Origin of the sequence: Alteromonas sp. AMM-1 (assembly GCF_047290655.1) — a bacterium.
GTDB classification, from domain to species: Bacteria; Pseudomonadota; Gammaproteobacteria; order Enterobacterales; family Alteromonadaceae; genus Alteromonas; species Alteromonas mangrovi.
The window spans coordinates 1-12224 of sequence record NZ_JBLBUE010000104.1 but is presented as its reverse complement, the minus strand read 5'-3'; the positions used below and the strand labels follow the sequence as shown (position 1 = coordinate 12224).

The window sequence follows — 12224 nt, the reverse complement described above, 5'->3', positions numbered from 1 at the left end:
TGCGATAGATTGCTTGTTTTGCGATAGGTACGTTACCTCTCACGCTCACCTGAATGGAGGAGCTTACGCTACCTACAAAGGCCGCTTGCCAGATACTGGCCCCACTGGCTAACATAAGTGCAGTGGTAACGAACATTGCATCACCAGCGCCTGCTGTATCGATGGCAGAGTCAGCAAACGCTGGCAGGTTGTCGGTTTCCAGTAGACCGTCCTTATTCATGTGGCGAATAAGCACGCCTTCACCACCCAGTGTCACCATCAGGTTTTGTGCGTTGAGTTTTTCCACCAGATCTTTGGATACCTCAATTAACCCGTTGCTGTCGTCCTGCATGGTTTGACGGGCTTCCACTTCGGTTGGCGTGGTAAGTAGTAAATCGCTAAATTTGCCTAAATCACCCACCTGTGAAGAGGTTTGACTATCAGCCACCATGGGGATGTTCTTTGAGCGGCAAATGTCACTGATCCGGTTTACCAGTGCAGAGCACAATAGCCCGAAATTGAAATCCGCGAACAGAACAATGTCGAAATGATCTGCATTTGCTTCAAATGCCTGCACAAACTGGTTGATTAGCGGCGTATCAATATCGTGCCTGCGATAGCTATTTACCCTCAACAGGGTTTTGTCTTTTGCCCGGTATCGCAATTTGTGAGTGGTTGGTCGAGATGTGTCGTATTTAAGGATGGCTTCGATGCCATATTCATTGAGTTTTTGCTGGGCAAACTCGCCGTGCTCATCGCGCCCGCATACACTAAAAAACGTTACTTTAGCGCCAAGACTTGCTGCGTGGCCAGCTACAATGCCGGCTCCACCTAAATAACGGAAAGATTCCAACGGACTAACGGCAATCGTTGGATCTTCCTGTGACATGCCAATAGCAAGACATTCCTGATATTCATCAACAATGATATCACCCAGTACGGCAACATTCAGGTTACTGAATTTTTCAAGGAAATGCGACAGCGTATCCTGCGCGACGTCATAGCGTTCATGATAGCGCTGGAGTTGCTGAGATAACTGTGTGTTTTGACGCAATTGTTGTTGGAGTAACTCACGACTTGAAAATAATTTTTCGCCTGAACTGAAAATTAAACGCCCACCATAGGTATCTACAATGGCTTTTTCCGGGTTATCGGCTTTGGAAAATTCTTTGCCCTTTACAATCACGTCAGGTTGAATCTGGGCAATTACATTCAGACGATCCCCGTTCACTACAATTACTTCATCAACGCAATTTAGTGCTTTTAGTGCCATCAGCCTTTCTTCGTTGTCAAAGCAGGCGCTCAGAGACTCATGTCTGTCGTATAAACCAACTACCAGCAAATCGGCTTGCTCTGCGGCGAACAGCAAAAAGCGCAAATGCCCTGGATGAATTATATTGAAGTTACCTGAAACAAAGCACACAGATTTACCTGCTTGTTTGGCGGCAAGAATCTGCTGGAGTGTGGCGTGTTTATCATTCATGTGCGTTACCATCCATTTCGATGATGGCTCTGACTACCTTTTGATTGGTTAAATCTTCCAGGGCCTGATTTATCTGTGTGAGTGTATATGTGTCGGACAAAAAGTGTTGTAGAGGTGCAAGTGACTTTTCGTCGTTTGCAGCCTGATTCAATAGCGTCATCGGGTTGGCACCGCCTCCCCAGGAACCTTCAATGGTTTTTCCGCAAATAAGCTCAAACGGATCCAATTGTATTTTGTCGCCATGCTTGGGATGCGAGGCAAACACGCATTTGCCGTGTTGGCGATGGATCAGTGCGAATGCAGATTCAATGGTTCGGCAACTGCCGGCTGCTTCAACGATGTAATCGAGTAGTTCGCCGTTATTAGCTTGTTGGATTGATTCGGTCAGCGCGTCTCTTGTTGGATTCAGGGTAACGTGCGCTCCAATACGTCTGGCAAGTGCCAGCTTGTCATCATTGGTATCGATGGCCACAATGAGTCTGGCGCCACAATTTACCGCAGCGATCAGCGCAGCCATACCAATTCCACCTAATCCCATTATTCCAACGCTGTTTTCTGGATTCAGTGACAGTTGGTTTTGCACCATTCCCATACCGGTAGGCAGTGCACATCCGAACAGCACGCCTTCCTTTAATCCTATTTGCGGGGGTAAAGGATAGCAGCGATTTTCTGATACCACGCTGTAATTGCTGAATGTGGTTACAGGGCCTGCATTAATTTTACCTATGGGGGATTCGTATACCGTTCCCCCCGCGTCGACACCTGAACCCTTTAACCAGCCCAGTACAACTTTATTGCCAGGCGAAACCGTGGATACATTTGGGCCTATATCAATCACAGTTGCTGTTGCTTCATGTCCGAGCATATGAGGTAAATAGCGATCTACACCTCGCGCACCAGATACTTCCATTAACTGAGAATGACACACGCCGGTATAGTGAATTTTAACCAATACCTGACCATTACCCAATTCAGGGATAGTAATATTGTTAACTATATCCAGTGGCTTGCCACATTCTCTGAGCACGGCGGCTGTGATTGTTCTCATAATACTTATTCGCAACGATTTACTTGTTATCGGCCTTGTTTTGGTTTGCCTTAATTCAGCCGTTTTATTATCCATCTATCCTACCTTTGGATATCCAGGTTAGCTGTCTTTTCGCTATTCAAATCGTTATTCAAAAATCATTCCAATGCCAAGCGGTAGATTATTGACGCTTTATAAATTGAATAATTATACATTGTTATTAGCTGCGATAACTGAATACTGCTTGGTTGCTTACTTTTTCGTCGATGTTTTGCTATATTTATTTGTGGTAGAGGAGAGGATGATGATTAACTTCAATTCAGATTCTGGTGGTTCGTTGCTTCAGCAGGTTCAAAAGAAACAGGATTCCCTGTTTGAAAAGCTGGCATCGGGTAAAAAAATCAATAGTGCGGCTGATGGCGCTGCGGCGCAGCAAATCATCGACCGCCTGACTTCTCAGGTAGAAGGCAACCGTCAGGCGATCAATAACGTGTATGACGGTATTTCTCTTGCGCAGGTCGCTGAAGGCGGACTGGAAGGTATTAATAACGACGTAAACCGCATCCGCGAGCTGTCAGTACAGGCGGGAAGCGGTATTTTAAGTGCAGCCGATAAACAGGCCATCCAATCAGAAATTACGCAACTGCAGGAAAATATCTCGCAAACGATCGAGCAAACCAATTTTGCGGGTAAGCCATTGTTATCGTCAGACAGCGACATTAATTTTCAGGTGGGTGCGCAAGCGGGTCAGCAGATCAGTGTGGGCACTAAAGACATCGCCAGTCAGTTGAGCGGTGTGCTGAATATTGATGTAAACAGTCAGTCCAGTGAAGATATCCTGGCAGCGGCCGATGCCGCTGTAGATGTGGTTGGAAGTGCCCGCGGTGAGTTAGGCGCAGTACAGAATCAACTCGCCAGCACGGCGCGCAACCTGTCGCAATCAGACGTAAACACTGCTGCAGCAAGAAGTCGTATTCAGGATACCGATTACGCGCAGGCGGCGTCACAGCAAGCTGCCAATGATGTGTTGGGGCAGGCTGCATTGTCTGTGCAAGTTCAGGCAAATCAGCAACAGGGCTCAGTATTGAGTTTACTAAACGGCTAAATTGCCGCATTTTTAGACAAAGGCTGGTTATCCAGCCTTTTTTGTATCTGAGATCCGCCTTTTTCGTTGCGATTCACTGCGTTACCGCTACAATTGCTCTGCGCAATATACAATCCTCCGGCAAATTTCAACATGTACAAATGTTGCCAGGCTGCTGCCAAGCTGCCGCCAAGATGGGATATGGCAATTCTCCAAAAGAACTTTGCTGCCCCACTGCACAAATGCGCGAGGATTGGTATAAACTAGTGAATAATAACAAACGCGTTTCGGGGAACGAATGAAGGATATTCTGCTTGTCAGTGACAACCAAGCTCTGGTTCAGAATTTACAAACAATTCTGACATTTTTGGGCGAGTCCTGCCGCTCCTTCGCTGTTTCTGAAGCGTCTGCACAATTAACCGAGTTATCACCTACCGCGGTGTTGCTGGATGTGTCTTCCGGCGAACAAGCGATTGCCCTGGTGAAGTCGTTTCCTATGCATCCTTTTGTGGCTGTTCACACGGGTGAACAGCCAGTTCCTACAGTTGGCAATCTGGTAGGGCATGTCAACCTGCCGATTACTTACCCTGTGCTCACCCAGGCCATTCACCGTTGTCAGGAATACATTCGCAGTCATCCTGTGCGCAACAGTGCTGTGCCCATGAAGACGCGGTTGTTCCGTAGTCTGGTTGGCAAGAGCGAGCAAATTCAACTAGTGCGCCGGTTAGTGGAGCAGGTTGCACCCACCGATGCAACGGTACTGATTTTGGGTGAATCCGGTACAGGCAAGGAAGTGGTTGCCCGCAACGTGCATTTTTTATCCGAGCGCAAAGATGGCCCGTTTATTCCTGTGAACTGCGGAGCCATTCCCGGTGAACTGCTGGAGAGTGAGCTTTTCGGTCACGAAAAAGGCGCATTTACTGGTGCGATTAGTTCGCGAAAAGGTCGCTTTGAATTAGCTGAAGGCGGTACGTTGTTCCTCGATGAAATTGGCGATATGCCACTGCAGATGCAGGTAAAGTTGCTGCGTGTATTGCAGGAGCGCATTTTTGAAAGGGTCGGTGGTCATAAGCCGATGGCATGTAACGTGCGCATTATTGCTGCAACGCACCGGGACCTGGAAAAAATGATAGCGGAAGACAAATTCCGCGAAGACTTGTATTACCGACTGAATGTATTCCCTATTGATAGCCCCGCATTACGCGAGCGTCGTGAAGATATTCCGTTGTTATTGCAGGAGCTCATTACCCGGATCCACGGAGAAGGTGTCGAGCCGGTTAAATTTACCGAGCGTGCAATCAGCTCCCTAATGGAGCATAACTGGTCAGGTAACGTAAGGGAACTGTCTAATCTTGTTGAGCGTTTGATGATCCTCTATCCAGGACAAATTGTTGACGTTCAGGAATTACCCCCAAAATACCAATATGGCGACGTAGAGCCTTTTGAGCCCGACTACCCGGAAGAAGTACTGGAGCGTGAGGCATTTAATGCTTTGTTCGCCGAAAGTGCCGCGCAGGATGAAGCTGAAGCGGAGCCTGTCATGAATGGCTTTCTGCCTGACGAAGGTGTTAACCTCAAAGAATATCTGTCAGAGCTTGAAATTAATCTCATTCAACAAGCGCTCGAACAACAGGATTGGGTTGTGGCACGTGCAGCTGATAAACTCGGTATGCGCCGCACTACACTGGTCGAAAAAATGCGTAAATACGATATTCAGCGATAAGTCAGTTGTACTTTTAGGCGCTGAATTAAGCGCTTTGCTACATCACTTTCGCAATTCACATCGCGATTTTAAGTAATTCACTTCCTCTGTATGCAAATTGGTATTATCTCTATTTCGTCAGTAAATTGACATAATATTGCCACTGCGGCAATTCATAACTCATTGAAAAATGATCGTTAATTTTTGGCACGGCAAATGCTATCCCCTTGGATATGTTAAATAGTGTCTGCAAATTGACGAGGATCCCATGGCATTAAAAAGTCGTTCTGCCAACCTCATTGAGGATATCACCGACGCCCAGTCCGGCGCCGGCGCTACGCTCACAGATTTAAGTGTTGCCCGTGACAAAGCACAAGCTCAGCAACAGGAACTGGCCTCACTCCAACAACAGGCGTCGCGGCTGAGCCATTTGTTACAGGTTATGCCCGCTGGCGTAGTAGTAATCGATGGTCAGGGGATCGTGCGTCAGGCCAACGAGCAGGCAAAAGTGTTTTTAGGCGAACCCCTGGAAGGTGAATTGTGGCGAACCATTATTGCCCGTTCATTTAAACCAAGAGCGGATGATGGCCATGAAGTGTCGTTGTTCGACGGGCGCAGAGTTAAGCTATCTATCACACCTTTGGTGAACGAACCCGGCCAGCTTATCGTGCTCACTGATCTTACCGAAACCCGTCAGTTGCAGGCGCGCCTGAGTCATTTACAGCGATTGTCTTCATTAGGAAAAATGGTAGCTTCGCTGGCACATCAAATTCGCACGCCATTATCGGCTGCCATGCTATATGCAGCCAATTTAACCCGTAAGGGGTTAGGTGCTGATGCCAGTCATCAGTTTGCCAATAAACTGCAAGACCGTTTAAAAGAGTTAGAGAGTCAGGTAAATGACATGTTGTTGTTTGCCAAAAGTGGCGAACAACAAGTGGTCAACGACATCTCAGTTGAAACCCTGTTCGATGCTATCGAAGCCACAGCGCAAACCATGGCAGCGGGCATGAATCAACAGCTGGTTTTCAAAGGTCAGAATATTGACGCGCACATTACCGGCAACCTTACTGCACTGCAAGGCGCAGTATTAAACCTCATTCAAAACGCCAGCCAGATCAGCCCTAAAGAGAGCACTATTCAGGTACAGTTTCGGTTGCAAAATCGTTGGTTGGTCGTTGCTGTATCCGATCAGGGGCCGGGTGTGAGCGACACGGTAAGACAAAAGATTTTTGAGCCGTTTTTCACTACCAAAACTCATGGTACAGGCCTTGGTTTGGCAGTGGTGAAATCAGTAGCCAATGCGCATCAGGGTAAAATTCAGGTAACCAATTTGCCAGACGGCGGTGCATGTTTCTCAATAATGCTGCCGCGGGCGTTTTCCAGTGACGTTGAACCATTAACGTCGGTCATTAAGGGGTAATTCATGCCAAAAACAACTGTATTGATCGTAGAAGATGATGCCGGCCTGCGTGAGGCGTTGGTAGATACGCTGTTATTGGCAGACTATCAGGTTGTCGCGGCAGACAGCGCTGAGCAAGCCATTATGATGCTGGGGCGGCAGCCGGTGGATATTGTGATCAGCGATATCCAAATGGGCGAAATGAACGGACTGGCACTGCTTAAAGCAATTAAGGCTAAAGACGCCAATTTACCTGTTTTGTTAATGACAGCCTATGCCACCATCGACGATGCGGTGCAGGCAATGCGTGATGGTGCAACCGACTACCTGTCGAAACCGTTTGCTCCTGAAGTGTTACTGAATTTGGTTAGCCGTTATGCACCAGCGCAAAAAGTGGAATCTCGTCAGCCGGTGGTAGGCGATCCGCGCAGTGAAGCGTTACTAACGCTGGCGCGTAAAGTTGCCCGTTCGGAAGCCACCGTGATGGTATTGGGACCGAGTGGTTCAGGTAAAGAAGTGCTATCGCGATACATCCATGATAACTCGCAACGCGCGGCTAATCCGTTTGTGGCTATCAACTGTGCGGCTATCCCGGAAAATATGCTGGAAGCAACGTTATTCGGCTACGAGAAAGGCGCGTTTACCGGCGCAATTCAAGCCTGTCCGGGTAAGTTTGAACAAGCCCAGGGCGGTACGTTGTTACTCGATGAAATTACTGAAATGGACTTAGCGTTACAGGCTAAGTTGTTACGGGTGTTACAGGAAAAAGAAGTTGAACGTCTGGGGGCGCGTAAAACCATTGAATTGGATGTGCGGGTGATCGCTACCAGCAACCGTGACTTAAAAGAAGCTGTGGCGAGAGGGGACTTCAGAGAAGACCTGTACTACCGCTTAAACGTATTTCCGATCACCTGGTTGCCCTTGGGTCAGCGCAGTGGGGATATCATTCCGCTGGCTGAGCATCTGATTGCGCGGCATGCAAGCCAGCAAGGACTGGGTAATTTTACGCTAAGTGCTTCGGCCCGCAATAAACTGTTGCAACACGCCTGGCCAGGTAACGTACGCGAACTGGAAAACGTGTGTCAACGCGCATTAATCCTGTGTGAAGGGACTACTATTGATGCAACCGACCTGATGATTGAGTCGTTGTCAGCACAACCAGTAAGTTCACCTGTATTCGATGAATATGAAGAAGACAACAGTCGCCTGGGCTCAGAGCTTCGTCATCAGGAACATCAGATCATTTTAGATACGCTGAATGCCTGTAAAGGCAAGCGCAAAGATGTTGCCGAGAAGTTGGGGATCAGCCCGCGTACGCTTCGTTATAAGCTGGCAAGAATGCGTGATCAGGGCATAGACGTGCCAGCATGATTTTCACTGAATAAAAAGGCGCTGAAGCGCCTTTTTTGTTGCATTCCCCAAACATCCCTCTATTACATGCCGCCATAATTTTGGCATCTCAACGTAACCCTCTGATTTATATTGTTTTGCAAAGTTGGTCTGGTCTTTGCTGTATATCTGCATAAGTTGAAGAACATGTCATGTTCCCGACATTGGGAAATGCCATACACACATTCAGGAGCCGTTATGGACGTTAAAGCCAACAGTTTGTATCAGGAAATGCAGGCTATGATCGCGCAGACCCGTCTGGACGTAAATCCGCAGCCTCAGTTGGATCTGAATACTTCCAAAAGTGACTTTGCACAGTTACTGAATAATGCCATTGAAAAAGTGAATGGTATGCAGCTTGAATCGAAAGATATGCAGCAACGCTTTGAAATGGGTGACCGCTCGTTAAGTATGGCAGATGTCATGCTGGCCAAGGAAAAGTCCGGGATCGCCTTTGAAGCGACCGTTCAGGTAAGAAACAAAGTGCTGGAAGCATACAAGCAAATCATGAATATGCCGGTGTAAGTGGAGTAATTAACTGTGGCTGAAGCAACGGGTACTAATCTGACAGTAAGCGACTCAATGGGCGCTGGCGGCGAGACTGAACAAAAGTCTGGCTTTATGGATACCATTAATAATACCGACATGATGCGTCAGATGACGCTGGTAGTTGTGTTGGTAATATCGGTAGCGATTGCCATTTTTGTCATTGTATTTGTACAGGAACCTGATTTACGGCCATTAGCCAAAATGGATACGGAAGAGCTGATCGAAACGCTCGATTATCTGGATGCCAATCAAATTAAATACAAGCTTGAAGGCAATATTGTTCATGTACGCGTAGATGAGTATCAGAAAATCAAGCTGGGCATGAGTCGTGAGGGATTGGCGCAGGCTGAGCAGGAAGGCGCTGATATCATTATGCAGGACATGGGCTTTGGCGTGAGTCAGCGGGTTGAAATGGAGCGCTTAAAGCACGCCCGTGAAAAACAAATTGCCGCCACTATTGAAGACATTGCCAGTATTAAAAAGGCCCGTGTATTATTGGCGCTGCCCAAAGAAAATGTGTTTGCCCGTCGTGAGAAAAAGGCCAGTGCTACCGTTGTACTTACTGCCAACCGCGGTGCGGCGATCAGCGGTGAAGAAGTGGATGCGGTGGTAGACATCGTGGCGTCTGCTGTACAAGGCATGGAACCCGAGCGTGTAACCGTTACCGATAGCAACGGCCGCTTGCTGAATTCTGGTTCTCAGGATTCGCTGAGTGCCAGAGCGCGCAAAGAATATGAAATTGAGCGTCAGCGCGAAACCGAATATCAGGAAAAAATTGACGCGATTCTGATCCCCGTGATTGGGATTGGCAACTACACTGCGCAGGTTGACGTAACCATGGATTTTACCGCCGTTGAGCAAACTCAGCGCCGCTACAACCCGGATTTGCCTGCCGTGCGCAGTGAAATGGTAGTAGAAGAAAACTCCGTAGGCTCTATTGCGGCAGGTATCCCCGGCGCAGTAAGTAATCAGCCGCCGCTTGATTCCACCATACCTGAGCAGGCCGGTGGCAATGGCCAGGTTGCGCCGGTGCCGGGTCGCACCACCAAAGAATCTACCCGCAACTATGAACTGGATACCACTATCAGCCATACTAAGCAGCAAACCGGTGTAATTCGCAGATTAAGCGTGTCAGTAGCGGTGGATTATCTGCAAACCAGTGGTGAAGATGGCACGGTAACCAGCGAAGCCCGCAGCCCGGAAGAACTGTTAAGTATTCGTCGCTTATTACAAGGCGGGATTGGTTTTGACGTTACCCGTGGTGACAGTTTAGAAGTGGTTAGCATGCCTTTCAGCCGCATCGATACCGGTATGGAAGAAGAACTGCCGCTGTGGGAGCAGCCGTTTTTTATGCCACTGGTGAAGTGGGTAATGGGCGGTTTAGTGGTACTTACGCTAATATTGGCTGTGATCCGTCCAATGTTGTCACGCTTAATCAACCCTGCCGATTCAAAAGCAGGCGACGACTTCGACGCTGATGAAGGACTGGATTTGGGTGACGACACTATTAATATGCTGTCGCAGGAATTTGATGAAGGTCAGGTAGGCTTTGCGCCAGATGGCTCGCTGATGTTACCTGATTTACATAAAGATGAAGATGTCCTGAAAGCCGTTCGCGCGCTGGTGGCCAATGAGCCGGAGCTGTCTGCGCAGGTGGTGAAAGGCTGGTTAATGCAGGATGAGTAAGGGGTAAAACCATGGCAGAACAACTCGCTACACAACAACAAAAAGAACCTGCCTACGACGTCAGTAAATTAGAAGGCGTCGAGAAAGCGGCCATTTTGCTGCTCAGTTTGTCTGAAGAAGATGCCGCACAGATCCTCAAGCACCTGGAACCCAAACAGGTGCAAAAGCTAGGGGCCGAAATGGCCCGCATAGAGGATATGACGCAAGCAAAAATTACTGCCGTACATAAGAACTTTATTGATGAGATCCAAAATTACTCGACCATCGGATTCCAAAGCCAGGACTTCGTAAAACGCGCATTAACCGCAGCATTGGGCGAGGACAAAGCTGCCAACCTGATCGATCAGATCCTGATGGGCTCCGGGGCCAAAGGTCTGGACTCGCTCAAATGGATGGACTCCAAGCAGGTTGCCAGCATCATTCGCAACGAACACCCGCAGATCCAAACTATCGTATTGTCTTATCTGGAACCGGAGCAATCCGCCGAAATTTTGTCGCAGTTCCCGGAAAAAGTGCGTCTGGATTTGTTAATGCGTGTGGCAAACCTGGAAGAAGTTCAACCAGCAGCTTTGCAGGAACTGAACGAAATCATGGAGAAACAATTCGCTGGTCAGGCCGGTACGCAGGCAGCGAAAATGGGCGGCCTGAAGTCGGCGGCCGATATCATGAACTACCTCGATACCAATATCGAAGGACAGTTGATGGACGCTATCCGCGAGCAAGACGAAGAACTGAGCCAACAAATCCAGGATCTGATGTTTGTCTTCGACAACCTGGTGGATGTGGACGACAGGGGTATTCAGGCCATTCTGCGCGAAGTACAACAAGACTCGCTGCTTAAAGCCATTAAAGGTGCAGACGAAGAGCTTAAAAACAAAATTACTAAAAACATGTCTAAACGCGCGGCTGAAATGCTGGTGGATGATTTGGAAGCGCTGGGGCCGGTGCGGATCAGTGAAGTGGAAACTGCCCAGAAAGAAATTCTGTCTGTGGCCCGCCGACTGGCTGACGCAGGTGAAATTATGCTTGGCGGAGGCGGTGGTGAAGAGTTCCTCTAACACCGGCATGATGTATGACAACCATTAAACGTTTTACGCTGGAAGAACTCGAAGGTGCCCGTGACTGGGAATTGCCCCATGTTGATAATCCCGAGCAGCAGGATCTTACGCGCACCAATGCGTTAAATCGCCGTAGTGACTGGAAATACGAACCACCCGAAGCACCGATAGAAATTCTGCCCCCTACCGCAGAAGAAATTGAAGCTATTCGCCAGGCCGCCTACGATGAAGGTTTTGCAGAAGGTAAACAAGCTGGCTATGACGAAGGCAAAGCCGAAGGTCTGGAAGCCGGTAAAACGGAAGGGCTGGCCCAAGGTCATGACGAAGGCCTGAATCGAGGGCTTGAGGAAGGTCAGGCTCAGATCAATCAGCAATCTGAATTGTGGCAATCACTGGCCGATAAACTACATGAGCCTTTGCATCAGATAGACGCACAGGTGCGCAAAGAAATCGTTAAATTGGCGGTAGCATTGGCGCGCTCAGTTATTCGCACCGAAGTGACTTTATCTGAACAGGTTATTTTACAGGCCCTCAGCGAAGGGCTTAAGGCACTGCCTGTGGAAGAAACGCAGTTTAAAATTCACATGCACCCTGATGATATTGCACTGGTTACTGCACATTTCGGGGAAGATACCCTGCAAACCAAAGGCTGGACCTTAATTGAAACCCCGGCGCTTGCTCGCGGCGGCTGTGACATTGTTACCAAAAACAATGCCGTGGATCTGTCGGTTGAGCGCCGCTGTAAAAACGTACTGGATAAATTCTTGTTAGAGCAAGGCTTATCTGATGAGCGCTAGTCTGCTTTCACACCTGCAGCAACTGCAAAAGCAGGTACCTAATCCCCCCATTGTCGCGGCGGGAAAAC

At 48.4% G+C, this 12224-nt stretch carries 10 protein-coding genes; 8 read left to right on the top strand and 2 right to left on the bottom strand.

What is annotated here, in order from left to right; all coding sequences use genetic code 11:
* Window positions 1–1462: PfkB family carbohydrate kinase (locus ACLR2L_RS14445; RefSeq protein ID WP_413368990.1), on the bottom strand; the 1462-nt coding region annotated here is incomplete at its 3' end.
* Window positions 1455–2510, bottom strand: a complete 1056-nt coding sequence (locus ACLR2L_RS14440; RefSeq protein WP_413368988.1) for a zinc-binding dehydrogenase — start codon at window positions 2508–2510, stop codon at window positions 1455–1457. The genes ACLR2L_RS14445 and ACLR2L_RS14440, both read right to left, overlap by 8 nt.
* 283 nt (window positions 2511–2793) lie before the next feature.
* Between ACLR2L_RS14440 and ACLR2L_RS14435 the strand changes: the two genes are divergently transcribed.
* The 8 genes from ACLR2L_RS14435 (at window position 2794) to fliH (ending at window position 12156) form a co-directional block, all read left to right on the top strand.
* Window positions 2794–3594 carry a flagellin gene (locus tag ACLR2L_RS14435; protein WP_413368992.1) on the top strand — a complete coding sequence of 267 codons (801 nt, stop codon included), beginning with the start codon at window positions 2794–2796 and terminating at the stop codon, window positions 3592–3594.
* 277 nt (window positions 3595–3871) lie between these two features.
* Entirely contained in the window at window positions 3872–5296 is a 1425-nt protein-coding gene (locus ACLR2L_RS14430) for a sigma-54 interaction domain-containing protein (protein ID WP_413368986.1), read from the top strand.
* Between the two features lie 247 nt (window positions 5297–5543).
* On the top strand, window positions 5544–6698 hold the full coding sequence (locus ACLR2L_RS14425) for a sensor histidine kinase (protein WP_413368984.1): 1155 nt from the start codon (window positions 5544–5546) through the stop codon (window positions 6696–6698).
* Window positions 6699–6701: 3 nt separating this feature from the next.
* A complete protein-coding gene (locus ACLR2L_RS14420; RefSeq protein ID WP_413368982.1) occupies window positions 6702–8048 on the top strand; it encodes a sigma-54-dependent transcriptional regulator in 1347 nt (448 codons plus the stop codon).
* Between the two features lie 216 nt (window positions 8049–8264).
* Window positions 8265–8591 (top strand): flagellar hook-basal body complex protein FliE, encoded by a 327-nt coding sequence (fliE, locus tag ACLR2L_RS14415; RefSeq protein ID WP_140956094.1) that lies wholly within the window; start codon window positions 8265–8267, stop codon window positions 8589–8591.
* A gap of 15 nt (window positions 8592–8606) precedes the next feature.
* A complete protein-coding gene (fliF, locus tag ACLR2L_RS14410; protein WP_140956093.1) occupies window positions 8607–10301 on the top strand; it encodes a flagellar basal-body MS-ring/collar protein FliF in 1695 nt (564 codons plus the stop codon).
* An 11-nt stretch (window positions 10302–10312) separates the two neighbouring features.
* Window positions 10313–11359, top strand: a complete 1047-nt coding sequence (gene fliG, locus ACLR2L_RS14405; protein WP_413368979.1) for a flagellar motor switch protein FliG — start codon at window positions 10313–10315, stop codon at window positions 11357–11359.
* A gap of 14 nt (window positions 11360–11373) precedes the next feature.
* A complete protein-coding gene (fliH, locus tag ACLR2L_RS14400; protein ID WP_413368977.1) occupies window positions 11374–12156 on the top strand; it encodes a flagellar assembly protein FliH in 783 nt (260 codons plus the stop codon).
* The last annotated feature ends 68 nt before the right edge of the window (window positions 12157–12224 follow it).

Coding starts and splice junctions, on each gene's coding strand:
- ACLR2L_RS14435 (WP_413368992.1), top strand. CDS start 2,794: ATGATTAACTTCAATTCAGATTCTGGTGGTTCGTTGCTTCAGCAGGTT.
- ACLR2L_RS14430 (WP_413368986.1), top strand. CDS start 3,872: ATGAAGGATATTCTGCTTGTCAGTGACAACCAAGCTCTGGTTCAGAAT.
- fliG (WP_413368979.1), top strand. CDS start 10,313: ATGGCAGAACAACTCGCTACACAACAACAAAAAGAACCTGCCTACGAC.
- ACLR2L_RS14420 (WP_413368982.1), top strand. CDS start 6,702: ATGCCAAAAACAACTGTATTGATCGTAGAAGATGATGCCGGCCTGCGT.
- ACLR2L_RS14440 (WP_413368988.1), bottom strand. CDS start 2,510: ATGAGAACAATCACAGCCGCCGTGCTCAGAGAATGTGGCAAGCCACTG.
- fliE (WP_140956094.1), top strand. CDS start 8,265: ATGGACGTTAAAGCCAACAGTTTGTATCAGGAAATGCAGGCTATGATC.
- ACLR2L_RS14425 (WP_413368984.1), top strand. CDS start 5,544: ATGGCATTAAAAAGTCGTTCTGCCAACCTCATTGAGGATATCACCGAC.
- fliH (WP_413368977.1), top strand. CDS start 11,374: ATGACAACCATTAAACGTTTTACGCTGGAAGAACTCGAAGGTGCCCGT.